This window comes from Jeotgalibacillus sp. S-D1, assembly GCF_004358665.1.
GTDB lineage: Bacteria > Bacillota > Bacilli > Bacillales > Jeotgalibacillaceae > Jeotgalibacillus.
Genome location: NZ_SMZR01000002.1, coordinates 671,392 through 695,684 on the forward strand (window position 1 = coordinate 671,392; position 24,293 = coordinate 695,684).

The 24,293-nt window shown below is 43.9% G+C and carries 23 protein-coding genes and 2 riboswitches; of the genes, 15 read left to right on the top strand and 8 right to left on the bottom strand.

Translation table 11 applies throughout. The annotated features are described in order from the left end of the window. Nucleotides 1-189: 189 nt before the first annotated feature. Together E2R51_RS10285 and E2R51_RS10290 are read right to left on the bottom strand one after the other, a co-directional pair. Nucleotides 190-576: a VOC family protein gene (locus E2R51_RS10285; protein ID WP_133376952.1), complete on the bottom strand. Its 387-nt coding sequence runs from the start codon at nt 574-576 to the stop codon at nt 190-192. Between the two features lie 27 nt (nt 577-603). Continuing rightward, nucleotides 604-1,986, bottom strand: a complete 1,383-nt coding sequence (locus E2R51_RS10290) for an MATE family efflux transporter (protein ID WP_133376953.1) — start codon at nt 1,984-1,986, stop codon at nt 604-606. 166 nt (nt 1,987-2,152) lie between these two features. Next, a riboswitch (TPP riboswitch) is annotated at nt 2,153-2,260 on the top strand. 101 nt (nt 2,261-2,361) lie between these two features. Here E2R51_RS10290 and E2R51_RS10295 point away from each other — a divergent pair. The 6 genes from E2R51_RS10295 to E2R51_RS10320 all read left to right on the top strand — a co-directional run bounded on the left by E2R51_RS10295 (nt 2,362) and on the right by E2R51_RS10320 (nt 9,408). After that, the gene (locus E2R51_RS10295) at nt 2,362-2,997 is read left to right on the top strand and encodes a YkoF family thiamine/hydroxymethylpyrimidine-binding protein (protein WP_133376954.1); all 636 of its coding nucleotides are present in this window, start codon (nt 2,362-2,364) and stop codon (nt 2,995-2,997) included. After that, nucleotides 2,998-3,588, top strand: coding sequence for an ECF transporter S component (locus tag E2R51_RS10300; RefSeq protein ID WP_133376955.1), 591 nt, complete (start codon nt 2,998-3,000; stop codon nt 3,586-3,588). It abuts the gene before it with no gap. Then, nucleotides 3,572-5,245, top strand: a complete 1,674-nt coding sequence (locus tag E2R51_RS10305) for an ABC transporter ATP-binding protein (protein ID WP_133376956.1) — start codon at nt 3,572-3,574, stop codon at nt 5,243-5,245. The genes E2R51_RS10300 and E2R51_RS10305 overlap by 17 nt, the downstream gene beginning before the upstream one ends. Continuing rightward, nucleotides 5,226-5,984, top strand: coding sequence for an energy-coupling factor transporter transmembrane component T family protein (locus E2R51_RS10310; RefSeq protein ID WP_133376957.1), 759 nt, complete (start codon nt 5,226-5,228; stop codon nt 5,982-5,984). Before E2R51_RS10305 ends, E2R51_RS10310 begins: the two co-directional genes overlap by 20 nt. A gap of 191 nt (nt 5,985-6,175) precedes the next feature. Further along, nucleotides 6,176-7,726, top strand: a complete 1,551-nt coding sequence (locus E2R51_RS10315; protein WP_133376958.1) for an ABC-F family ATP-binding cassette domain-containing protein — start codon at nt 6,176-6,178, stop codon at nt 7,724-7,726. Between the two features lie 146 nt (nt 7,727-7,872). Further along, nucleotides 7,873-9,408 (top strand): FAD-dependent oxidoreductase, encoded by a 1,536-nt coding sequence (locus tag E2R51_RS10320; protein ID WP_133376959.1) that lies wholly within the window; start codon nt 7,873-7,875, stop codon nt 9,406-9,408. A 56-nt stretch (nt 9,409-9,464) separates the two neighbouring features. Here the strand turns inward: E2R51_RS10320 and proC are convergent, their stop codons facing one another. Beyond that, nucleotides 9,465-10,274 carry a pyrroline-5-carboxylate reductase gene (gene proC / locus E2R51_RS10325; protein WP_133376960.1) on the bottom strand — a complete coding sequence of 270 codons (810 nt, stop codon included), beginning with the start codon at nt 10,272-10,274 and terminating at the stop codon, nt 9,465-9,467. A 162-nt stretch (nt 10,275-10,436) separates the two neighbouring features. Here proC and E2R51_RS10330 point away from each other — a divergent pair, with 162 nt between their 5' ends. The 7 genes from E2R51_RS10330 to E2R51_RS10360 all read left to right on the top strand — a co-directional run bounded on the left by E2R51_RS10330 (nt 10,437) and on the right by E2R51_RS10360 (nt 15,494). Then, on the top strand, nt 10,437-10,781 hold the full coding sequence (locus E2R51_RS10330; protein WP_255509747.1) for an ArsR/SmtB family transcription factor: 345 nt from the start codon (nt 10,437-10,439) through the stop codon (nt 10,779-10,781). A gap of 19 nt (nt 10,782-10,800) precedes the next feature. After that, nucleotides 10,801-12,099, top strand: coding sequence for an arsenic transporter (locus E2R51_RS10335; protein ID WP_133376961.1), 1,299 nt, complete (start codon nt 10,801-10,803; stop codon nt 12,097-12,099). Nucleotides 12,100-12,121: 22 nt separating this feature from the next. Then, complete coding sequence (gene arsC, locus E2R51_RS10340; RefSeq protein ID WP_133376962.1) at nt 12,122-12,541, top strand: arsenate reductase (thioredoxin); 420 nt, start codon at nt 12,122-12,124, stop codon at nt 12,539-12,541. Nucleotides 12,542-12,623: 82 nt separating this feature from the next. Further along, complete coding sequence (gene arsD, locus E2R51_RS10345; protein ID WP_133376963.1) at nt 12,624-12,983, top strand: arsenite efflux transporter metallochaperone ArsD; 360 nt, start codon at nt 12,624-12,626, stop codon at nt 12,981-12,983. 18 nt (nt 12,984-13,001) lie between these two features. Further along, nucleotides 13,002-14,723, top strand: a complete 1,722-nt coding sequence (gene arsA, locus E2R51_RS10350) for an arsenical pump-driving ATPase (protein ID WP_133376964.1) — start codon at nt 13,002-13,004, stop codon at nt 14,721-14,723. Nucleotides 14,724-14,763: 40 nt separating this feature from the next. Beyond that, a complete protein-coding gene (locus tag E2R51_RS10355; protein ID WP_133376965.1) occupies nt 14,764-15,192 on the top strand; it encodes a protein-tyrosine phosphatase family protein in 429 nt (142 codons plus the stop codon). Between the two features lie 14 nt (nt 15,193-15,206). Then, nucleotides 15,207-15,494: an adhesin gene (locus E2R51_RS10360; protein WP_133376966.1), complete on the top strand. Its 288-nt coding sequence runs from the start codon at nt 15,207-15,209 to the stop codon at nt 15,492-15,494. 645 nt (nt 15,495-16,139) lie between these two features. On the opposite strand, the gene E2R51_RS10365 is transcribed toward E2R51_RS10360, so the two are convergent. Continuing rightward, complete coding sequence (locus E2R51_RS10365) at nt 16,140-17,009, bottom strand: permease (protein WP_133376967.1); 870 nt, start codon at nt 17,007-17,009, stop codon at nt 16,140-16,142. A 55-nt stretch (nt 17,010-17,064) separates the two neighbouring features. Further along, nucleotides 17,065-17,361, bottom strand: a complete 297-nt coding sequence (locus E2R51_RS10370; RefSeq protein ID WP_133377089.1) for an ArsR/SmtB family transcription factor — start codon at nt 17,359-17,361, stop codon at nt 17,065-17,067. Nucleotides 17,362-17,581: 220 nt separating this feature from the next. On the opposite strand from E2R51_RS10370, the gene E2R51_RS10375 reads away from it, so the two are divergent. Next, nucleotides 17,582-18,385 carry an alpha/beta fold hydrolase gene (locus tag E2R51_RS10375; protein WP_133376968.1) on the top strand — a complete coding sequence of 268 codons (804 nt, stop codon included), beginning with the start codon at nt 17,582-17,584 and terminating at the stop codon, nt 18,383-18,385. 37 nt (nt 18,386-18,422) lie between these two features. Here the strand turns inward: E2R51_RS10375 and E2R51_RS10380 are convergent, their stop codons facing one another. From E2R51_RS10380 to E2R51_RS10390, 3 genes are all read right to left on the bottom strand, one after another. Further along, nucleotides 18,423-19,382, bottom strand: a complete 960-nt coding sequence (locus E2R51_RS10380) for an ATP-grasp domain-containing protein (RefSeq protein WP_133376969.1) — start codon at nt 19,380-19,382, stop codon at nt 18,423-18,425. A 44-nt stretch (nt 19,383-19,426) separates the two neighbouring features. Then, the gene (locus tag E2R51_RS10385) at nt 19,427-20,470 is read right to left on the bottom strand and encodes an LLM class flavin-dependent oxidoreductase (protein WP_133376970.1); all 1,044 of its coding nucleotides are present in this window, start codon (nt 20,468-20,470) and stop codon (nt 19,427-19,429) included. Nucleotides 20,471-20,577: 107 nt separating this feature from the next. Continuing rightward, nucleotides 20,578-20,684: riboswitch (SAM riboswitch) on the bottom strand. 167 nt (nt 20,685-20,851) lie between these two features. Then, entirely contained in the window at nt 20,852-22,123 is a 1,272-nt protein-coding gene (locus E2R51_RS10390; protein ID WP_133376971.1) for a hemolysin family protein, read from the bottom strand. A 705-nt stretch (nt 22,124-22,828) separates the two neighbouring features. Here E2R51_RS10390 and E2R51_RS10395 point away from each other — a divergent pair. After that, nucleotides 22,829-24,208, top strand: a complete 1,380-nt coding sequence (locus tag E2R51_RS10395) for a dipeptidase (protein WP_133376972.1) — start codon at nt 22,829-22,831, stop codon at nt 24,206-24,208. Nucleotides 24,209-24,293 lie beyond the last annotated feature (85 nt).

Sequence of the window (24,293 nt, forward strand, 5' to 3'; positions counted from 1 at the left end):
TTCCCACTTTTATCGATCATGTTTGACGCTTTATCGATCACTATTTCGGTTTTATCGGTCCAGATGCGCGATGGCCTGCTGTCGCGTGTACCCCTGATGACAGGAGCATGGCCAGTTATCTGATTCGGCAAAAAAAGCCCTCACGAACATCATCTTCGTGAGGGCCTTTGTATTTATCCAGACAATGGTTTATTTACGAGCCACAATCTCCACTTTTATCCGGTCTGGGTCCTCCCCATACAGAGCGTAGTGATCCGGCCCCCCGGCATAGGGATACCGTTCCTCATACAGGAGACCATATCCTCTTTTTTTCATTTGCAGCCTTAAATGATCCACCTGTGTTTGGTTTGAAGCATGAAAGGCTATGTGATTTAAACCGATTTGTTTTCGGTGATAACCCGCAGACTTAAAGTCATCCTCCACCTGAACAAAGACAAGATAGGTCTCTTTGTACTTGAAACTGAATCCTTGCTCCCACTCCTGGTACTTCTCGTATTGAAGTTCCGAAAGCAGCCAGCTCCAATATTCTTTAGACCGATCTAATTGGGAAACATACAGTTCTATATGGTGCAGCAAATGCCTCTCTCCCTTATCCTCTTATTTCTATCCGTTAACCTTTGCCTGCCGCAGTCTGGCCTGGGAGGGTGTTTTTTGAAACAGTTTTTGACGGTCACGCCATACAAAAAACAGCGATAAAAGAAATGCTAAAATGTCAGCAATAGGAAAAGCAATCCATACACCCATCACCCCGTAAAATCCAGGCAGAATGAGCACTAACGGAATAAGAAAAATCAGCTGTCTCGCCATGGATAAAATAAAGGATATTTTTGCTTTTCCAAGCGCCTGATACAAGCCGCCTGTCACCATTTGAAAACCAATAATCGGTGTGACAAGGAATATCCAGCGAATGGCTTCTCCCCCGTCCTCAATGACAGTTGAATCAGTGGAAAAAACGGACATCATTGCTGTTGGGAAAAGCATGGTTGCTCCCCATACGAAAACGGCAATGCCAGTGGAAATCATGATGCCAAGCTTTAACGTATCACTGACGCGGTGGTAAAGCTTTGCTCCAAAGTTATAGCCAATAATCGGCTGCATACCCTGCACAATTCCAAACATCGGCATAATGGCAAACATCATGATACGGTTGATGATCCCGTATATGGCAACCGAGGTTTCCCCTCCGTGAATCACAAGCATCCAATTGACAGCAATAAACATAAAGCTTCCTGCCACTTGGCGCACAAAGGTGGCGGAGCCGATGGCGATAATTTCTTTGACCACTTTCGGCTTGGGGAAAAAACCGATCCATCGAAAGGTTAAAGAGCTCTTTCCAGTCCAAAAATAAAGGAAAATCCACACTGCCCCAACTGCTTGTGAGATAACAGTAGCAATTGCTGCTCCTCCTATTCCCATATCAAGTACAAAAATAAAGATCGGATCCAGAACAATATTTAACCCTGCTGAGATGATCATGGTCAGCATGGCGATCTTTGCGTTTCCTTCTGAACGAACGATATTGTTGCTCGACATCATAAAGGCCTGAAAAAGGGAGCCGTATAAAATAATCGACATATACTCTCTGGCAAACGGCAGCACATCAGCGGTTGCCCCAAATGCTGTTAAGATCGGATCGAGAAAAGTCAGTGCCGTTATAACCATGAGAACACTCATTAACCCGACAAGCCACACGACATGGCCAAAAACCTCATTGGCCTCTTTTAACTTTCCTTGCCCAAGCCGCCTGGAGATAATAGATGAGCCACCGATGCCGATTGCTGCTGCAAAAGCTGTCATAATTAATTGAAGAGGGAATGAAATAGATAGCGCAGCTACAGCTGTTGTTCCAACCCCTCTTGCGATATAAAAAGTATCTGCAATGTTATATAGGGCCATCACAAACATGCCAATAAACGCAGGCACTGAAAAACGCAGCATTAATCTGGGTATTTTTTCAGTGCCAAGCTGTGTACTCTGCTGCTTCATTTCGTATTCCCTCCTTTTGAACCGTTCCGATTTTCCTGCATGTAAAACCGATTATAAAGAGATGGTGCCTGATGGGCAACTACTCTGCCTTTGGAATATCTTTTCTTCTTTACAAGATCGAAACGAACCTTTATGATGAACCTGACAAACAAACTGCATACGAAAGTCGATACACTAGGGGTGCTCGAAAGGGCTGTGATGAGAACTGCAATGTTCCGATCCCTCATTACCCGATCCAGGTAATACTGGCGTGGGGAAGTGTGGTGACTCATCACTCAATATAACCACCTTAACTGATGATGAAGAAGCTGCATTTTCCTTTCCGGGATGCAGCTTTTTGTTTTGTCTAAAACAATCATCAGGAGGAATATTAGTATGTCAGACACTCAATCATTCACTACACCAGAAACGGGAATTTCGTGCGGTACAAGCAGAATTGCGGGCTGCCGCTTCTCTCTTCATCCCATGACTGATCAGTTTGTTTCATTGATTAAAGGTGCCATCGAGGAAGTAGATACATCAAAAACCTGGCGTTTCACAGATGACGTCAGCACCTGTGTACGGGGACGTGAAGAACATGTGTTTGACGTCGTGAAGGCAATGGTTCTTCACACATCAAAAACAGGTGCACATGTCGCTCTAAACGCAACTTTTTCAATCGGCTGTCCGGGAGACACCGAGGGAGATTCTTATATGGCAGAGGACGATGTCCGTTTAAACGAACCAGCGATCAAACATTTAAAACAATATGTATCTTCTCAATTCGCTCTTTACCCGATGGGTGATTCAGATTATATGGCGACAATCATGGCTCAGGTCGACACTGCCCAAAAGCACGGAACCCTAAAAAAAGGTGTTCATTACGCAAGCGGGCTGCATGGCGATATTCATGATGTGTTTAACACTTTAGAAGAAGCGTTTCAACAGGCGCAGCAAAGCAAAAGCTCCCATATCGTCATGACGGTTAATATGAGCATAAACAGTCCATCTCATAAAGAGGAGACGAATTAAATGACCGCAAAATGGAAGCTTTCTGAGATTATTGTGCTGTCTGTATTAGCGGTGGTATTTGCGGTTGTCTATCTCGCATTCTTTCAAGTGGGAAATGTCATGGCCGGTATCATGGGACCAATCGGATATGAATGGATTTTTGGAATTTGGTTTATTGTATCGATCATCGCTGCATACATACTCCGCCGTCCCGGTGCTGCTTTTTTATCAGAAACGATAGCAGGAACGGTGGAAGTGCTCATAGGCAATGCAGTCGGGCCGATGCTGATTGTATCCGCCATGATACAGGGAGCTGGAGCTGAAGCAGTCTTTGCCGCAACCCGATATAAACGCTGGGGGTTATGGGTATTGATGCTTGCTGGTATGGGGTCTTCAGTTACAAGTTTTATATGGGGCTACTTTATTTCAGGCTACGGTGCCCTCGATCCCGGTTATGTGGCGATGATGTTTGCCATCCGCCTGGCAAGCGGTGCACTTTTAGCCGGTCTGCTCGGAAAATGGATTTCTGATGGTTTGTATCAAACGGGCGTGCTGAACAGCTACGCGATTGCCCGCGATAAAAAGAGGGAATTCCATGCCAAAGCGTCTTAATTCCCCGGTAATTTCGTTTGACAGAGTGTCCTACCGTCATTCAGAAGAACTTGATCCTGTCGTAAATAATGTATCCTTTGCCATACATCAGGGCGACGGTGTCCTGATTGCCGGACCAAGCGGAGCTGGAAAAAGCACCATTACGATGCTGATGAACGGAATTCTGCCCGCAAACGGAAGTGGTGTAATGGAAGGCTCTATTCACTGGTTTGGCACCCCTGCTTCCGAGTGGACGAGCGGTGCCGTATCCAAGCACATCGGTATGATGTTTCAAGATCCTGAAAGCCAATTTTGCATGACTACCGTTGAAGAAGAGCTTGCATTCGGGCTGGAGAATCTTCATCTCCCCCGGGAAGAAATGAAAAGCAGAATCATTTCTTCCCTGCTTCAGACAGGGTTAGCAGGCTATGAAAAGCGCGTCATCCAAAGCTTGTCCGGGGGGCAAAAACAGCGGGTCGCACTTGCCTGCCTTCTTGCAATGAAAACAGACATCTTATTGCTTGATGAACCATTCGCCAATATCGATCCATTATCCCGCTTGGAGCTTATTCAGTGTTTAGCCCAATTAAAGCGCACCCTGGATTTAACCATCGTAGTAATTGATCATGATTTGAATGGATGGGTTGAATGGATGAATCGTGCAATTTTGCTTGACTCAGAGGGCTCCATCCAGGTAAATCAACCATTAAAAGAAGCGCTCACCCAACGCTACGAAGTATTTGATCAGCTGACGATTGACCTGCCGCTCTTTATTCAACTGCAGCAGGGACAGGCTGGCTTAACCGTTAACGAGCAGGAATGGAGGAAAAGAATAACAGAAGAGCAAGTGAACAGAATCAGACAAAAGCAGGATTCAGTAAAACATGAAATAAGCTTGTCCCCTCCCGTAATTGAAGTAAATAATCTTAGCTACTCTGTAAAGGAACATCTTATTTTAAGAGATATTTCCCTTACGATACGTGAAGGTGAAACCGTGGCATTTTGCGGACATAACGGAGCAGGAAAAAGCACTTTGGCTCTGCTGATTGCCGGTCTGTTTCCAGATTACGAGGGAACGATTTCATTAAAAGGCCGTCCTGTTGAAGAGTATGCCAATCAGGAGATTCGAAGCGAAATTGGTTATGTGTTCCAAAATCCTGAGCATCAATTTGTGGAGCATACTGTAGTAGATGATGTGGGGTTTGGTCTGAGGGTGAAAAAACTGGATGCCGATATGATCAAACAGCGGGTGCAAGCCACCCTTCAGAAAATTGGTTTGAGCGGATATGAGGACCGTCATCCTCTATCTTTGAGCCAGGGGCAGAAAAGACGGCTGAGTGTCGCCGGAATGACAATTGATGATCTGAATATCCTTTTGCTTGATGAACCAACCTATGGCCAGGATGCGCATTCGATGAAGAATCTTGTCCGCATGCTGAAACAGCGTCAGATGGAAGGAAAAACAACCTTGATCGTCACTCATGATATGGAGCTCGTTCACCGGTTAGCTGATCGAACCATCCTCCTCTCCAATGGAGAAATAAAATTTCAGGGAACTGCAGATGCGATGTGGGATTTAGGTGAAGTCTTTCTTAAGCAGCACGGCCTGCTCCTACCCCCATCTGTCAGGCTTCAGCAATGGATAGGAGGTTTTCAGCATGTGGCTGCACACCATTAATCCCTCTGTAAAACTGCTCACTGTGCTGGCGTCTGTTTTCGTGCTTGCTCTTTTTTTAGATCCCGTTCTCTATTTAATATTTTGGGTTGGATTGATCCTGATGACGTTTACGTTATCCCAAACCTCCTGGAAGGTATGGAGTTTATTAACCGCCCCGTTTGTCTTTATGGCGGTCGGTTATGTTTGGACCGCGATGCTGTTTCCCAATGAATCACTCATGGCACAGGAAACGCTGATCTTTGAATGGGGCTGGCTCAGATTGACGGAAGAATCCCTTTTGCGAAGCGCAGGTCTCGGGATGAGGGTGATTACTTTTTCAGCTCTTTCACTCCTATTTGTTCTGACAACGAAGCCGACCTATTTTATGCTGAGCCTTATGCAGCAGCTGAAACTCCCTACCCGTCTTGCCTACGGAATAATGGCCGGGTATCAGTTTCTTCCATTAATAAAAGAAGAGTTTCAAATCATGCAGCGTGCCCAGCAGATTCGCGGTGTCGGCCGTCCGCGCACGATAAAGGAACGCGTTATTCAATGGAAGAGTTTTATCATCCCTTTGCTGGCGAGTGCAATCCGCAAAGCAGAGCGAACAGCCATCGCAATGGAGTCAAAAGGCTTTACCGGAGAACCAAGAACACACTGGTACCGTAAAATTTCGGTTGGACAGAGGGATTTTGTTTTTATTGGAATAATAGGTGCATTGTTTTTATTGTCTTATATCGGCTCTTCTTTTTTTAATTGAAAAGGAAAATGACTCTGTAAAAAACAGGGTCATTTTTCTTTTTGCATTTAAAATAAGTGGTGATCCTTGGAGAAGAAATAGAAAGAAAACCACCTCCATAAAAATCAACTAAATGAATTATACTAGGAGGAATCGTCAAAATAACGTATGATGGAATGAGATCTTTTTAAATATCGGAGGAATTGATTAACATGAGTTTGTTAAATGTAGTAAAGGTCGGGCACACATTTGGTGACCGCACGCTTTTTAAGGATGTTTCGTTTCGCCTTTTAGATGGCGAACATATGGGTCTGGTTGGAGCCAACGGGGTTGGGAAATCAACGCTGATGAGTATTTTAACGGGCGAACTGATCCACGATGAAGGAAAAGTGGAATGGCTTCCGGGTACGCATTATGGCTACCTGGATCAACATACAAGACTGACCCCTGGAAGAACGATGCGGGATACGCTTCGTGACGCCTACCTTCCTTTATTTAAAAAGGAAGAAGAATTAAATGACATCACGTCAAAAATGGCAGATGCTGATGCGGACAAACTGGAGCAGCTGCTTGAGGATATGGCGGAAATTCAAGATGCGCTGGATGCCGGAGATTTTTATACGCTCGACATAAAAATTGAAGAGGTTGCGCGAGGCCTTGGTCTTGATGCGATTGGACTTGACCGTGACGTTGCAGCACTCAGCGGCGGTCAGCGTACCAAGGTTCTGCTTGCAAAGCTGCTCTTGGAAAAACCAAAAGTACTACTGCTGGATGAGCCGACTAACTACCTGGACGTTGAACATATCCACTGGCTGTCGATGTATCTGAAGGATTATCCGCATGCCTTTTTATTAATTTCACATGACACGTCCTTTATGAATGGCGTCGTTGATATTATTTTGCATCTGGAATTCACTAAAATGAATCGTTACACAGCTACTTATGAAAAATTCCTGGAGCTTGCAGAGTTGAATAAAAACCAGCATATTAATGCTTATGAAAAACAGCAGGAGTTCATTAAAAAGCAGGAAAGCTTTATCGCAAAAAATAAAGCACGCTACTCCACAACCGGACGCGCCAAAAGCCGTCAGAAGCAGCTGGACCGGATCGAGCGGATTGACCGTCCTGAAACGGCAGCCAAACCGACATTCGATTTTAAAGAGTCACGCGGAAGCAGCCGGTATGTTATGGAAGCAGAAAATCTGGAAATCGGCTACGAACAGCCGCTTATGCCTAAGATTAATATAACCATTGAGCGCGGCGAAAAAATTGCGGTAGTTGGTGCAAACGGAGTCGGTAAATCCACTTTGCTTAAAACGATCATGGGGAAAATTTCGCCTCTTAACGGAAAAGTTATTCACGGCGACTTCCTCTTCCCTTCTTACTTTGAGCAGGAGCTGAAAGCCAAATCGATTACACCGATTGAAGATGTCTGGACTGAGTTCCCCTCTATGGAACAAAACCAGGTTCGTGCTGCACTAGCCCGCTGCGGGTTGAAAAACGAACACATTACCCGCCAGATGAATCAATTAAGCGGCGGTGAACAGGCAAAAGTTCGTTTGTGCAAGCTAATGATGCACGAAAGCAACTGGCTGTTATTTGATGAGCCGACCAATCACCTTGATGTTACGGCAAAAGAAGAACTACAACGGGCACTGAAAGCCTATAAAGGAACGATTGTTCTTGTGTGCCATGAGCCCGAATTTTATGAAGACTGGGCTACAACCACCTGGAATGTAGAAGAATGGGCTAATAATCAATAATTTATACAGGCTGCCAAATCCATTTAAAATGGATTTGGCAGCTTTTTTATTTATCTGAATCAGCCCAAGGTTTTTATTGGATTGCTTATAACTTCCCGAAATACCGCCATACTATTGAAATGACAAAAAAAGAAAGGTGATCATACATGAACCAGCAATACCAGCAAAAAGCGTATTGGAGAGAATCAGCCAAGCTTCCTGACTATACATGCCTTGAGGAAAGCCGGGCAACCGATGTCGTTGTTGTCGGCGGAGGAATAACCGGAATTACAGCCGCATACCTTCTCTCACAAAAAGGTGTACGGGTTACGTTAGTAGAAGCAGGCGAACTGCTTTCCGGGACGACCGGCCATACTACCGCAAAAATAACTGCCCAGCATGGAGCCATTTATGATGAACTGATCCAGCATTTTGGCATCGAAGGCGCCAGAAGTTTTTATGACCACAATGACCATGCACTTGAATGGATACGCCAAACAGTCAGTCAAAAAAAATGGGATTGCAATTTTGAGGAACAGGATGCCTGGATCTACTCCGGCACCGAATCAAGCATGCAGCAGCTTGAAAACGAACAAAAAGCCTATCAAAAACTTGATATTCCATTTAGAACAGCTTCCAAGCTTCCTTTTGACATTCCGTGTAAGGGTGCACTGGTTATGCCAAACCAGGCACAATTTCATCCTGTTAAATACCTGGCTGCTATGGCGGAGGAAATTATCGCGATGGGAGGCCGCATTCATGAACATACAAAAGCAGCTGACTTGCAGGAAGATGAAGATGAAATACAAATCATTATGGAAAGCGGTCATGCATTAACCTGTCAGCATGTTATAATCGCAAGCCATTTCCCTTTCTACGACGGACTTGGTCTTTATTTTGCCAAGATGAAAGCAGAACGTTCCTATCTGTTGGCTGGAAAGTGGAGCGCACCGGACCCTGGAGGAATGTATTTATCCATCGATAACACTGTTCGCTCCATCCGCTTCTTTTCCTATGATGGGTCACGCGGCATCATTGTTGGAGGAGAACGGCATACGACCGGGCAAGGGGTAACAACGGAACATCATGTTGAAGCACTGCGTGAATTTGCTCATGCGCAAATCGGACCTGTCGACTTCTCCTATCACTGGTCCGCTCAGGACTACACAACACTTGATAAGCTTCCTTATATTGGTGCCGTTTCAAACCGTCACCCCCGCGTACTGGTTGCGACCGGCTACAGAAAATGGGGCATGACCCAGGGTACAATGGCCGCTCATCTTCTAAGCGAACGTATTCTTGGAATATCTACATCTTCAGCTGATCTATTTGACCCGAGCCGTTTTCATGCTGATCCTGCTTTGAAAAAAGTTATATCTATCAATGCTGATGTAGCTAAACATCTCGTCAAAGGTAAAATCGAGGAGCCGCCTATAAAGCTTGAGGAGCTCCCTGCAGGTGAAGGCTCGCACGTGAAATGGAACGGCCAGAATATTGGTGCTTACCGCGATGATGATGGAATGGTTCATGCTGTTGACCTTACCTGCACTCATCTCGGATGTTCAGTTAACTGGAATAAAGCAGAAAAGTCTTGGGACTGCCCATGTCATGGCTCCCGTTTCACGGTTGATGGAGAGGTACTGAATGGTCCGGCAGATAAGCCGCTTCAGGTCATTCATACCGTCAAGGAAATAGCCGAATAACGCTCACTAAAAAATGGATTCCCAATAACAGCATGCAGCTGTACTGGGAATCCATTTTACTTGGAGCCTAACTCTTTTACTTTTTTTGTACAGCTCTCCATGGCGTTTAGGATGCTTCCGCGAAACTGTTCTTTTTCAAGAGTTGAAACAGCTTCGATCGTTGCACCGCCTGGTGAGCACACTTGATCCTTCAGCACGCCCGGGTGAAGCTCTGTATCGAGCACCATTTTAGCAGCACCCAGGACAGCCTGCGCCGCCAGACGGTAGGCCTGATCGCGTTTAAGTCCCTGCTTGACGCCCCCATCTGCCATCGCTTCAATCATCATGTAAACATAGGCAGGTGATGATCCGCTGATGGATGGAATGGCGTCCATTAATTTTTCTGAAATGACTTCCACTTTTCCAAAGGAAGACAGAATGTCACAAATACCAGAAAGTTTTGTTTCACTAACCTGATCATTGGAGCAAACGGCTGTCATGCCCTCTCCCGCTAAAGAAGGCGTGTTTGGCATCGTGCGCACGACACTCATTGCCCTGCCAAACATCCGGCTGATATCAGCGGTGGTGATTCCCGCTGCGATCGTCACAATAATCGTATCGTCTGCTGTCTCGTCACGAATATCAGCGATCACTTCCGAATGCAGATCAGGTGTAATTCCTAAAAATAAGATCGTTGACTTTTTTGCCGCTTCCTTATTTGATGAAGCGGTTTGCACGCCATATTGTTGGGCTGTTTTTTCTCTTGTTTCACTTGTCTTGGAGGTAATAATAATATCTGCAGGCTGAACGATCTCTGACCGTACAATGCCGGCAATCATTGCCTGCGCCATTTTTCCGCTTCCTATAAAACCGATTGTTTGTGTCATGTTCTGCCCCCACTATTTTATTTATTACTAAAAAATCGAATTGCATCTCAGTACTTTATTACAAGCTTGTAAAGATGATCAAAAGTAGTTGCGTATATAAGCATATGCCTATATACTGATAACTGAAATGAACAGACTGCCTTTTGGAGGTGATTTGAATTGATCGCAAAAGAAGCTCTTTCAATAGATAAAGCCGCCACTGCCCTGAAGCTTATGGGTGATAAAACCCGTTTAACGATGCTTCGTATTTTAGCAGATCATGACTGCTGTGTCTGCGAATTTGTTGAGATTTTTAACATGAGCCAGCCTTCAATCAGCCAGCATGTCCGTAAAATGAAGGACATTGGCATGATAAAAGAACAGCGGCGCGGGCAATGGATTGTCTATTCTCTTAATGAAGAATTTGAAGGCTATGAAATGGTTAAAAACGTCCTTCATCATCTTCCAGTGCAAGACCATCATTTAGAAGACCTTATTCAAAGAGGAAAACGAATTTCCTGTGAATAAGCATTAAGGAGTGTCGCATGTGTTAGAGATTAGTTTAGCAATTATCATATTTTTAGCCACGTTAACGCTGGTGATCTGGCAGCCAAAAGGCCTTGGAATCGGCTGGTCGGCCTGTGGAGGAGCTTTGATTGCCCTATTGCTCGGCGTAGTAACGATGCAGGACGTGCTTGATGTAACGTCGATTGTTTGGAACGCCACATTAACATTTGTTGCGTTAATTATTATTTCCTTAATTTTAGATGAGATTGGATTTTTCGAATGGTCCGCCCTTCATATGGCTCGATTCGCAAAAGGAAGCGGCATTAAAATGTTTATTTATGTAACGCTGCTCGGCGCATTAGTGGCCGCATTTTTTGCCAATGATGGAGCGGCGCTTATTCTGACTCCGATCGTGCTCGCAATGGTCCGGAACCTTAATTTTAAAGAAGCGATGATTCTGCCGTTTATTATGGCAAGCGGATTTATTGCTGATACCGCCTCCCTCCCGCTTATTGTAAGCAACCTGGTTAACATTGTGTCCGCTGACGTATTTGGCATCGGATTTGCGGAATACGCCAGCCGGATGATCATTCCAAACTTTTTCAGCATTGGTGCGAGTCTGCTTGTTCTCTGGCTGTTTTTCCGTAAGAGCATCCCGGAAAATTATGATATGAGCCAGCTGCGCAAGCCGCAGGAAGCACTAAAGGATGCGCGGATGTTCCGCTTATCCTGGGGAGTTCTGGCTGTCCTTTTAGCAGGGTACTTTGCAAGTGAATTTACTGGCGTTCCCGTATCGATTATTGCGGGGATCATCGCCATCGTATTTCTGCTGATCGCGAGAAAAAGCCCTGCCGTTCACACTACACAAGTAATCAAGGACGCACCGTGGGCCATCGTGTTTTTCTCCATTGGCATGTACGTTGTAGTGTACGGCCTTCGAAATGCAGGACTGACAAGTGTACTGGCAGATGTTATCGAAATGGCTGCCGGGCAGGGATTATTTGCTGCTACGATCAGCATGGGCTTTATTGCCGCCATTTTGTCCTCTGTAATGAATAACATGCCGACTGTCATGATCGATGCGCTGGCCATTCAGGAAACCAACACCACAGGTATTATTCGGGAAGCTCTTATTTATGCCAATGTCATCGGCTCTGATCTTGGCCCGAAAATTACACCAATCGGCTCATTAGCCACGCTTTTATGGCTTCATGTACTGAGCAAAAAAGGTTTTAACATTAGTTGGGGATACTATTTTAAAGTCGGAATTATTCTCACCATCCCTACCCTGCTTGTCACACTAATCGGCCTGTATTTATGGCTGATCATTATTCTATAAATAATAAAAGGAGCAATTAATTATGTCTAAAAAAACACTTTATTTTCTATGTACCGGTAACTCATGCAGAAGCCAAATGGCTGAAGGATTCGGAAAAGAGTATCTCAGCGATGAATGGAATGTGCTAAGTGCAGGACTTGAAGCACATGGCCTGAACCCAAATGCAGTGAAAGCAATGAATGAGGTTGGAATCGATATCTCGAACCAAACCTCGGATACGATTGATCCGGATATCTTAAACAACGCTGATTTTGTTGTGACACTTTGCGGACATGCCGCAGACCACTGCCCGACTACTCCGCCTCATTTGAGACGTGAGCACTGGGGATTTGATGATCCGGCGAAAGCGGAAGGTACTCCAGAAGAAAAATGGAAAGTCTTCCAAACCGTCCGTGATCAGATTGGTGCAAGAATAAAGGAATTTGCTGAAACGGGAAAATAAATATAGCTTAAAACAAAATAGCCAGCTCACAAGTTTTTTCGTGTGAACTGGCTTTACTTATTGATCAGGGAGGTTTTTTAAAATGGCTGATATTACTATTTATGATCCTGCCATGTGCTGCAGCACGGGGGTTTGCGGTCCCGGTGTGGATCCTGAGCTTACAAGAATCGCTTCAGCTCTTCATAAGCTGGAAACCAAAGGAATTGCAGTGAAACGTTATAATCTTGCTAACGACCCCGCAGCATTTATCGAGAACGATGAAGTGAAAAAACTGCTTCACTCTAAAGGAGCCGATGCTCTTCCCTTCGTTTTTATTAATGGAAATTTTGCTGCTGCCGGCGGCTATCCTGCCAATGAAGAGCTGGCAGAACATTTTTCTCTTGAAACCGGAGATCTGGAACAAAAGAAACCCAAACTCACTATTGACTTAAAATCGATTTGACGAAATGGAGGTGCGATTATGTTTGAACGATTTGATCCAATTTCTGCATCATTAACTCCTTTTTTATTTTTCACTGGAAAAGGAGGGGTCGGAAAAACGTCAACCGCCTGTGCTACTGCCATTTCTCTTGCCGATCAGGGGAAAAAAATTCTGCTTGTAAGCACTGACCCTGCTTCTAATTTACAGGATGTACTGGAAATTGAAGTCGGCCGTGAGCCGACAGATGTTCCGGCAGTAAATGGACTGGATGCCTGCAATATTGATCCGGAGGAGGCGGCCAGAATCTACCGGGAATCAGTCATCGCGCCGTATCGAGGTGTTCTTCCTGATGATGCTGTTTCATCCATGGAAGAGCAATTATCGGGTGCATGCACGGTAGAAATTGCCGCATTTGATGAATTCACCTCCCTGCTTGTGGATCCAGTCATCACATCTAATTATGACCATATTTTGTTTGATACAGCGCCAACCGGTCATACCCTTCGTCTGCTTCAGCTGCCAACAGCATGGAGTTCATTTCTTGATGCGAGCACACATGGCGCAACTTGTTTAGGACCGTTGTCGGGTCTGCAGGAAAAAAAGGCTGCCTACAGCAAAAGCATGGATTCCCTGGCAGATCCGAATCAAACACAGCTTATACTCGTTACACGCCCTGACTTGTCTGCGATAAATGAAGCGAACAGAGCAGCAAAAGAACTGATGGAGATTGGAATGACCAACCAGCACCTGATCGTTAATGGCTGGCTGGATGACCTTCAGACAAATGATTCTGTTGCCCTGGCCTTTTATGAACGGCAGCGCAAAGCAGCTGGTGCTATAAACAGCACCGATGCGGCAGTCTATAAGCTTCCTTTTGTTGCGCATTCCCTCACCGGCGCAGACTCTTTGCGGGACTGGTTCTCTCTAAATAAGAGTCAGCCGCCTGTTGAAGATACTAACAAAAAAGAGACCATCGGGGATTTAAATACGTTAGATGACTATGTGGAGTCCATTATCAACAATCATCAACGCGTCTTGATGATGATGGGAAAAGGCGGAGTCGGCAAAACCTCAATGGCAGCTGCTGTTGCTTCCAAACTAGCTCAAAGGGGATATTCGGTTCATTTAACGACAACCGATCCTGCTGACCATATTACGGGGATGGTGCACGAAGACTCTCCTTACCTGCATATAAGCAGCATTGATCCAAAAAAAGAAATTGCCCGCTATACCGAACAGGTTTTAGCAGAAGCCGCCTCTTTATCTCAATCAGAACGGGATTATCTGGAAGAAGATTTGCGTTCTCCATGCACTGAAGAAATAGCGGTTTTTCAAGCATTTGCTTCAATCGTTTCCCAAACACGTCACGACTTTATCGTCATTGACACTGCACCAACCGGCCATACACTGCTGTTGCTGGATGCGGCACAATCCTATCATAAAGAAGTTGAGCGCATGACAGCGCAAGAAACACCCGACAGCATCAAACAGCTGCTCCCAACTTTACGTGATCCGCTCAAGACCAGTATCGCGATTGTGACTTTAGCGGAGGCAACTCCCGTATTGGAAGCTTCGCGCTTGCAAACGGATCTCATAAGGGCAGGCATTAGTCCCTCCTGGTGGCTGATTAATCAATCACTATTAGCTGCCCAGTCCAAAGAACCGATCTTAATGAGCAGAGCAGAAGCAGAAAAAAACTGGATCCATAAAGTGAAAAAGGAATTTGCAAAAAACACGGCGTTAATTCCCTGGCAGAATTAACCCCCTATCGTTTCACTTACAAAATAAAAGGGGTGTTTAGATGAGTAACAATTATCAATCATTAATCGATCACCGCATTTGGATCGGTGGCGCAGCAGACGTTGAAGCAGTAAACACAAAAGAAACAATTGACGTGGTTTATGATCTGCGCTCAGAAAACAAAGAGCACCATCCTGCCCCAAACCGCATTCACCTGCCGATTGTGGACGACGAGAGCCACCAGGACGAGTCCGTGAAACAGGCGATAAAAACGGTTAAGAATGCAGTTGATGAAGGAAAGAAAGTCTATTTTCATTGCAGCGGCGGAAAAAACAGAACCGGTACCCTTGCGACTGCACTGCTGTTAGAATATGAGAAAGCCTCATCAATTGAAGAGGCTGAAAAATTAGCGAAGTCCATACGCCCAGAGATTGCGCCAAAAAGTGAAATGATGGACGTATTAAAACGTCTTTATCCAACTAAAGCATAAAGGAGCCGATTCTTATGATTATTACCGATGTTGCCCGCGATGCATTTCGCGATTTATTTGACCAGCACGATGCAAACAATGTGCGTGTGTTCTTTGCCGGACAAGGATGCGGAGCACCTCAGCTCGGGCTTGCACTTGATTCCCCTGAGGAAAATGATGTGATGCAAACCGTCAATACGATCTCTGTAGCCATCGACCCTCAAATCCTCATACTGGCGGAAAATATCACACTCGATGTCCAGGATACCCCCCAAGGCCGCGGTATCGTTATGATGGGCCTGCCTGATAGTGATTGCTGTTAATCGATAAAAAAGCCCGTTTTAGCAGACGGGCTTTTTTTATGGGAAGAATTGCGCTTGTATTTGAGTGCCGGGTGGTGAGTGAGCGGGATGCGATGAGGTGAGGCAGGGCAAGGCGGGGCGGAGGAGTTTTATCGGTCAACTTTTTCTGTTTATCGATCATGTTTCTTCTTTTATCGCACATGATCCTGAAGATATCATTCATGTTTGAAGATATATCTAACTTCTTTGATTGTTAAAGTGTTTTATCGATCATGACTATGATTATATCGATCACTTCCCCCTGTTTATCGATCATGATTCCAGTTATATCGGTCAGCCGCCCCCTCGAAGCATTCATCCTTCCCCCTATCGCTCTTATTATCCACCGATATCAGTCATGCTTACCCATGTTTCGAATGCTATCTTCATAAATCTGGACATTTTAGAATTGGCGGGGCTTCAAAAAAGTTTGTTATTGATCCGCATAGGATGGTCAGGCATAGCTAACATGAAGATAAACGCCCTTCTCCGTTACGAGAAAGGGCGTTTTCCGTTTTATCTTTTTTCTTTATCCTTTTCTTCAACAATCTTAATCTTGCAGCAATCATCTTTTTTTTCCTTTTTAAAAACTTTTATTATTTTCTTAAGCATTACCTGCACCCCCTTTTAAAGTAAATAGAAAATAAACCCTGATAATGTGGCCATTGACAGCACAGATGCAATAAAGACAATGACGAGCTGCATTTGAAATATTGATTTTAGTAATACCACCTCAGGGAGGCTTGCTCCTGCTGAGCTGATTAGTAAAGCCATAATCGGCCCCAACGCCATTCCTTTTACTAACAGCACCTGAGATATCGGAATCATACTGGAAAGCCTGATGTACAAAGGAATTCCTATCACAGCCGCTACAGGAATTAACCACCAGGCATCATGCCCGAAATACGCAGCAATCATCTCAGTTGGCACAAGACCATGAATACCAGCTCCAATTGCCGCACCAATTAATAAATAGGGCAAAACCGATTTCATTAGCTTTTTAGTTTCAAGCCATGCCCCTTTCAGATTCCATGCTTCTTTTACATGCTGATTGAACCCTTCCATCATTACTTTTTTCACATAACGCTCAAAACCCAATTTTTCAAGAGAAAAACCAATTAAGATAGAAAAAACAGACGTAACAGCCATATAAATGAATGTCACTTTCCACCCTAGAATAACGCCCATAATGGTCAAGATCGTTGGATCAAGTAAGGGCGAAGCAAACAGGAATACCATCGTTAATCCAAATGGGACTTTATTTTTCAGCATGTTTACAACGACCGGAATCGTCGAACAGGAACAAAAAGGAGTAATAAAAGCAAACAGAACTGCGATTGTTCCCCCTTTTATTGAGGAACTAGTCCTTAAATAGTGTTCAATCCGCTCATAAGGAATCCAGGATTGTAAGGCATTGATGGCCAACGAAATGACAACAAATAGTACAGTAAGCTCCAGTACAATCCATAAAAATGTTTGAAGAAACGCCAACTGTATTCTCTCCTTTCTAATACATCAAAAAAATTTGATGTATAACCTAAAATAAATGCTGTCAGCATTTATCCTCATTCCTAAACAAGCAGCATAATTCCGGGGAGAGAATTTGGTTCAATTCAACATCATTAATGGAATAATAGTTCCATGTCCCCTTTTTCTCTACCTTGACAAAGCCTGCACCCAAAAGCTGTTTTAAATGATAGGACAATTTTGACTGCGGCATATCAATAACCTCTGCTAAATCACAGACACAAACAGACTGGTGTTTTTGGACCAGATGCAGGATATGGAGTCTTTTCTCATCTGCCAATGCTTTAAATTTTTTTTCAAATTGCTGAAATGTTGAGGGTATTGGCTTTAGATCCATTGTTTCCTTCATTAGTTCCCACTCCTTCTATACATCAATTTTTTTTGATATATAAAGTATATGCTAAAGCGGTTATAACCGTCAACTGCTACATCAATTTTTTTTGATTTAAATTCATGACAGTTAGGATGACTATTCCATTCGAAAAACGGGTACTGTTTACTATCTCAATATCGAGAATTAAAACTATAGGAGGAAACTTAAAATGGGACATTATGTTGAAGTAGAAAAAGATATAAACCTTTTCGTGGAAGACATCGGACAAGGACAGCCCATAATCTTTATTCACGGCTGGCCGGTTAATCATAAAATGTTTGAATATCAAATGAATGAACTGCCAAAGCATGGCTATCGTTTTATTGGAATTGATCTGAGGGGATACGGAAAATCAGACCGCCCTTGGACGGGTTATGATTATGACCGGCATGCAGATGATATTCGTGCAGTTATAGACTATTTACAGCTTGAAAATGCTGTTCTTGCCGGATTTTCAATGGGAGGACCCATTTCCATTCGCTATATGGCTCGTCACGAGGCTTTTCAAATCAGCAAACTGATTTTGCTGGCACCGGCAGCACCTAAATTTACAAAATCAGATGATTATGAACTGGGTATTGAAGCGGTGGAAGTGGATGATATGATGGCAAGCATACAAAAAGACCGTCCAGCTTTCTTAACCGGTTTTGGCGAAAAGTTCTTTCATCAGGAGCCTTCTGAACCGTTCAGAAAATGGTTTGGCTCACTTGGATTAGAGGCATCGGCACACGGAACGATCCATTCCGCTAAAGCATTGCGCGATGAGGACAGCCGCCCTGATCTTGCGGCAATTGATGTTCCTACCCTCATCCTTCATGGTAAATTTGATGATATTTGCCCCTACACATTTGCACCTCTCCTGGCCGAGGATATTACCAATGCAGAAGTGATCGCTTTTGAAAACAGCGGACATGGGTTAGTCTTTGAAGAAAAAGAAAAAGTGAATAGTGAAATTCTCAGCTTTTTGAGCTGAATGAAAAACGATCTCCCTAATAAAGGAGATCGTTTTTTTAATAGTGGAGGACAGGAATAAATCCCTGCTTATGAAGCTCCTGCTGCAGGAATTTTGCCAGTTCCAGCATGCCGTATATGCCATTTTCCGCTTCAGCTTCAGCATTATAATTCGTATTTGTATTAATGTCGTACGTATAAATGGTTCCGTTCACATCACGGATGCACTCAATCCCAGCTACCGCAATTTCGTTGTCAGACAGGAAGGATTCGTATTTAGCAATGAGCGGATTCTCAACATTCTCGACTACCTGGAATTTAGGTTTTTCTTCTGCTGCTTCTCCAGCCGGACAGTGAAGATCTCCAATTTGGCAGGCATCTGCAGGACAAAGTTCAAAGCCTTCTGATGTATCTACTCTAACCGCATAGACAAACTTGCCGCCTACGAACTCACACCGCGTAATATAAGGTTCAGGTGCTTGAATGTATTGCTGGATTAGCGTGATCCCGTCAATCGGAAGTTCAAAGTCTTCACTATACACATATTGCTTTAAGGCTTCAATCGAATGAAATAATTGGACGCCCAGCCCTTTTCCTGCACGATTATGCTTGGTGATAAATGATGTTTCCCCAAGCTTCTCAGCAGCCTCAATAATTTGTTTTTGCCCGACAGCAGCAATCGTTTTGGGCGTTTTTATCCCGCAGGCATCGAGCGCCATGTATTGATTGACCTTGCTGACTTCTAAACCCAGCGCCTTTGAGCCATTAAATACTTTTCTGCCATGTCTTTCAAGCCATGCCAATACAGATTGGGTTAATTCAGGTGCATAGCGATGGCCTCTCGTATGAGAAGATGCACTCATGCGGCTGTAAAAAACACCTTCAGGCGGCTCCTCCGTCAAATCAACAATTCCTTCATCTAAATGCCAAGCCTCATATGGCACGTTTAATTCATCTAAACGTCTTGTCAAATGAATGGTCCAATCGTCATTTTCATGCAATATATATACTTTACTCATTATCCTTACACCCTTCCATTACAGTGGTTCGGTTGTTCACTGGTTTACTTGCCATTACGTTTTGCTTCCACCAGCGGCATTACCTGCTGTGAAAAACGTTCCATTTCCTCCAGTTGAGGTGAAAATTGAAGCAAAAGCAAATTGAGACCTGCCTTTTCAAATTCAATGATGCGTTCCGCAATCTGTTCAGGTGTTCCGATTAAGTTGGGACGCAGGCCACGATTTGAAACAGAATAATCCATCAGCTCCACCTGCTGTTCAAGCTGTGACTTGCTGATAAAGTCATCGTATCCCGCATATGCGCTTAATTCTTTAACGTCGGTAATTCGTGCCAGTTCAGCCTGCACTTCTTCCTCTGTATCACGGCAGACAATATAAGCTGCCATTCCAAAGGATTGGAACCCGGCTTTCCCTGCCTTTGCACGGCGTTTTTTCATATCATCTATTTTAAGCTCAATTTCCTCAAGAGTTCCGCCGTGCATAACATAGGCGTCACAATGGTCAACGATTGTTTCTTTCCCTCTTGGGCTTTCACCTCCAGCATACAGAATAGGGTTAGGGCGCTGCACCGGCTTTGGCTCCAGCCTTGTGCCCTCTAAATCATAAAATTTCCCTTTAAAGCTGAAGGTGTCTTCGGTCCAAAGACCTTTCATCACCTGGAGAAATTCTTCTGTACGGTCATATCGTTCATCATGCTCGGTGAAAGCACCTCCGTATTGCCTGGCTTCTTCCGCCCACCATGCAGAAACGACATTCAGTGTAAACCGGCCATTGGAGATCTGGTCGATGTTTGCCGCCATTTTTGCGGCAACCGCCGGATTATGAAATCCCGGGCGAATCGCTGTCATGATTTCTATGTTTTCTGTCACAGCTGCAAGACCTGCTGCAGTGGACCATGCTTCAAGCGAATCCCGCTCTGGTCCTTTTATATCATTCAAGTAAAGTTCGGCGATTAATGTGGTATCATACCCCCATTTTTCAGCAGCCTGCACAACTTTTTTTGCATAATCAAATGTTGGCGGCATATGTTCTTCTTCAACATTGCGAAGCCATCCACCAAAAATCGGCAGCCAAAAACCATACTTCATTTTCACACACTCTCCCTTTTCCATTTGAATTACTTTCTGCCGCCCTGTTTATAGTAGAAACTAAAAAAACTTCTCCTTAGACAGAAGAAGTTTCGCGCTATGCTTCTGTCTTATCTTCCAGGATTTTTCTCCTGTTGGATGTAGCACCTTTCTGAAAAACTTCAGCGGTTGCCGGGCTTCATAGGGCCAATCCCTCCACCTCTCTTGATAAGAGCGTATTCACTTTATTTTGTTAATCCTATAACACCACTCGGTTATACGTCAAGCAGACAACCTGCTCTTAAACTGTTCTATTATTATTTTATTCCAAATTATCTTACTATGTTCACATTTCTTTATTGGCAAAAAAAACGACTGCACTAGGCAGTCGCTGTACATTATTTAATTAGATTTTTCAGTTTCACCTTTTACTTCCTGTCCTTCTACCATACGTTTTTCGATCTTTACTTTGGTAATTTTATTTTTTTCCATCTCCATGATACTAAACCTAAGATGCTGGTAATCGAATTCTTCGCCTTCTTCAGGAAGATGGCCGAATTCTTTCAGAACAAATCCTGCTAAAACATCCTGTTCTTCCGGCAGCTTTAATTTAAATACATCATTCAGCCTGTGAATAGCCAGTTTTCCGTGACAGATAATATGTTTGTCTGTCAGTTCATCAATCCAGACTTCCTCTTCATCGTCGTTTTCATCTGATATTTCCTGACCGATCATCGCTTCAATGATATCTTCATGCGTAATAATGCCAAGCGTGCCGCCATATTCATCAAGCACAATAGCAAAATGCTTCTTTGCTTGCAGCATGCGCTTAAATATACGTTCGATAGAGGTTGATTCCACAGTAAATAAAGGATCATCGTCTATAAACTCACTGAAGGGGCGTTCCGGGTTCATCGACCATTCGATCACCTGCTTGGAATGAAAGACTCCGACGATATTATCCATATTTTCTTTATATACAGGATATCGGGTATATGGATTATCCACTACATGGTTCCTTGCTTCCTCATACGTAAATTCCACAGGCATGCCTACGATATCCACACGGGGCGTTTTCATTGCATCCCCTACATCTTTATGCTGGAAATCAAGCACGCCTTTAATTCGAAGTGATTCATCATTTAAGAAGGTTCCTTCTGTTGAAGCAATATCAACCATGGTACGCAGTTCCTCTTTCGTAATGGTTGCTTCTTTTATATGTCCCTTCGATAAAATACGTATCACGATATTTGTCAGACGCGAAAGTAAGAAAGTAATAGGACTTAAGATGACCATTAACAGCCGAATAGCAGGGGCTACAATAAACGCAACACGGTCAGCAAAAGTAGCTGCAATCGTTTTTGGAATGACTTCCGCAAATACAATGATGGCTACTGTTAAAATACCGGTTGCAATTCCGACATTGAATCCATAGTTTAAGGCAACAATCGTTACCAGTGTCGGCATCATAATATTGGCAATATTATTGCCGATCAGAATAGTGGTAATCATTTTGTCCGGCTTTGCCACTGTAGTTAATAGTTTTTCTGCAGCGACGTCTCCTTTTTCAGCACGGGTTTGCACCTTCATTTTATTCACTGCTGTTAGAGCGGTTTCACTTCCTGAAAGAAAAAATGATACAAAAAGCAAAAAAGCTATGGCTATAAATTCCAACTATATTCCTCCTGATAATAATTACGTTTTTGATTATGAATAGCGTATACTAAATGGCGTATAAATTCCACTTGTACATTTTGAAATCTTAGTCTTTTTCTATGTACTTTATAATTTTAAACATAAATGATGATAATTAGACAGGTTTTATTGGAGGTTATTGCTTAAGAAGGGTTGTAGAGGTAAAGTTAAGAAGAATGAATTGGTTGATTGATTTTACGAGAGTGAGCACTTACATAATACCTAAAACAACGAAAGCCCTACCTCTCTTTCGTCCTTACGGCTCCTCGACCGTGCCAGTGTGAATCAGACATTACTATCTGTATGGAATCGCCATACTTACAGTTATCTGGATATTTTTGGTCTGAAAGGGTTCATGCAACGTGAACCGATAAGAAGTAAAACATGGAAGGATCCTTTGATACGCAGAAAATAGTGGTATGCTGTGTTCATGCGTGTTTACATGATGGCACTTTCCTGAGGGTTATTGCCTATTGTCGGTGTCAAACGATTTTTTACTGCTCAGTAATCTCGCATTTTGAAGCGAGTCATTCAGGCCTTATAAGTCCAGACCTTTATATAAATTTTCTTTGGGCAGCTGGTGAGGACAGCTGCACTTTCTCGTCACTCTCGTAAAACAATCAACCATCATCATATATCATTTGTGTTCTGCTGTCAATATTTTAATAGAAGGAGACATGATCAATGAACAGTAATCTGGAAAACTATTTCACGAGTAACCGTAAAAAGCATTTAGCACAACTAACAGAATGGCTGTCGATTCCAAGCGTAAGCTCCTTATCTGAGCATAAGGAAGACACATTAAAAGGGGCTGAGTGGGTTACGCGCTCACTTGAAGAGATCGGCATGGAAAACATTCAGCTCTATCCAACAGATGGTCATCCGGTCGTTTATGCAGAGTGGCTGCACGCCAAAGATAAACCAACTGTCTTAATCTACGGACATTATGATGTTCAGCCCGTTGATCCGCTTCACCTCTGGGAAACTCCTCCCTTTGAACCTGCTATTCGTGATAATAAAATTTATGCGCGCGGAGCAACAGATGATAAAGGACAAACATTTATGCATTTAAAAGCCATTGAGGCCATCATGGAAACGCAGGGTGAGCTGCCTGTAAACATTAAATTTTTAATCGAGGGTGAAGAAGAAATTGGCAGTGTGAACCTCCCGGCGTTTGTTGAACAACATCAGGAGCTCCTCTCCTCGGATGTCATTGTCATTTCAGATACAGGAATGCAGGAAAAAGGAAGACCTGCTATCTGCTACGGACTGCGCGGATTGGCAGGGATTCAAATTAATTTAAAAGGCGCAAAGGGAGATCTTCACTCAGGGCTGTATGGGGGCGCTGTACAAAACGCGCTGCATGCACTCGTTACTCTATTGGATTCTTTCAGAGACGAAAACGGTGTTATACAGGTTGACCGGTTTTATGACAAAGTGGAAGGTTTGACGGAAGAAGAAAAAGCTGCTTATGAGGAGCTTCATTTTTCCGATGAGGCATTAAAAGAAGAGCTTGCAGTAAATGAATTATTCGGTGAACACGGCCATACCACCCTTGAGCGTATGTGGGTCCGCCCAACTCTTGAAATTAACGGTTTGTGGGGCGGGTTTCAGGGAGAAGGCATAAAAACAGTCCTGCCTAATGAGGCTCACGCTAAGATCACATGCCGTCTCGTTCCTAATCAGGACCCTGATGAAATAGTGGAGCTGCTGACCAGACATGTGAACGCCCATACACCACCAGGCGTAACGGCTACCGTTACACCCTTTGATAAGGGAGCACCTTATGTAACCCCATACGACCACCCTGCAATACAGGCGGCCGGGCGCTCTTATGAAAAGGTATACGGCGTTCCAACACAGTTTATTCGAGGCGGCGGGTCCATCCCGATCGTAGCAGTATTTGATCAAATATTACAGAAACCAATTGTGCTGATGGGATTTGGACTTCCAGGTGAAAACTTCCACGCTCCAAATGAGCATTTCCATCTTGAAAATTTTGACCAGGGTCTTCGCGTCATTGCTGATTACTTCAATGAACTGGCTTCTGCTTTAAAATATTAGGCACTGCGCCGTCCCTGCGGAAACCGTCCGCCAAAAAGCGCAGTGAACCGGTAAAAAAGGCTGAGACATTTGTCCCAGCCTTTTT

Excerpts from the sequence above, each read along its gene's own strand:
- E2R51_RS10395 (WP_133376972.1), top strand. The coding sequence starts at position 22,829 with ATGAACAGTAATCTGGAAAACTATTTCACGAGTAACCGTAAAAAGCAT.
- E2R51_RS10355 (WP_133376965.1), top strand. The coding sequence starts at position 14,764 with ATGAGTAACAATTATCAATCATTAATCGATCACCGCATTTGGATCGGT.
- E2R51_RS10375 (WP_133376968.1), top strand. The coding sequence starts at position 17,582 with ATGGGACATTATGTTGAAGTAGAAAAAGATATAAACCTTTTCGTGGAA.
- E2R51_RS10305 (WP_133376956.1), top strand. The coding sequence starts at position 3,572 with ATGCCAAAGCGTCTTAATTCCCCGGTAATTTCGTTTGACAGAGTGTCC.
- E2R51_RS10310 (WP_133376957.1), top strand. The coding sequence starts at position 5,226 with ATGTGGCTGCACACCATTAATCCCTCTGTAAAACTGCTCACTGTGCTG.
- E2R51_RS10385 (WP_133376970.1), bottom strand. The coding sequence starts at position 20,470 with ATGAAGTATGGTTTTTGGCTGCCGATTTTTGGTGGATGGCTTCGCAAT.
- E2R51_RS10295 (WP_133376954.1), top strand. The coding sequence starts at position 2,362 with ATGTCAGACACTCAATCATTCACTACACCAGAAACGGGAATTTCGTGC.
- E2R51_RS10315 (WP_133376958.1), top strand. The coding sequence starts at position 6,176 with ATGAGTTTGTTAAATGTAGTAAAGGTCGGGCACACATTTGGTGACCGC.
- E2R51_RS10360 (WP_133376966.1), top strand. The coding sequence starts at position 15,207 with ATGATTATTACCGATGTTGCCCGCGATGCATTTCGCGATTTATTTGAC.
- E2R51_RS10380 (WP_133376969.1), bottom strand. The coding sequence starts at position 19,382 with ATGAGTAAAGTATATATATTGCATGAAAATGACGATTGGACCATTCAT.
- E2R51_RS10300 (WP_133376955.1), top strand. The coding sequence starts at position 2,998 with ATGACCGCAAAATGGAAGCTTTCTGAGATTATTGTGCTGTCTGTATTA.
- E2R51_RS10320 (WP_133376959.1), top strand. The coding sequence starts at position 7,873 with ATGAACCAGCAATACCAGCAAAAAGCGTATTGGAGAGAATCAGCCAAG.
- arsC (WP_133376962.1), top strand. The coding sequence starts at position 12,122 with ATGTCTAAAAAAACACTTTATTTTCTATGTACCGGTAACTCATGCAGA.
- arsA (WP_133376964.1), top strand. The coding sequence starts at position 13,002 with ATGTTTGAACGATTTGATCCAATTTCTGCATCATTAACTCCTTTTTTA.
- E2R51_RS10290 (WP_133376953.1), bottom strand. The coding sequence starts at position 1,986 with ATGAAGCAGCAGAGTACACAGCTTGGCACTGAAAAAATACCCAGATTA.
- proC (WP_133376960.1), bottom strand. The coding sequence starts at position 10,274 with ATGACACAAACAATCGGTTTTATAGGAAGCGGAAAAATGGCGCAGGCA.
- arsD (WP_133376963.1), top strand. The coding sequence starts at position 12,624 with ATGGCTGATATTACTATTTATGATCCTGCCATGTGCTGCAGCACGGGG.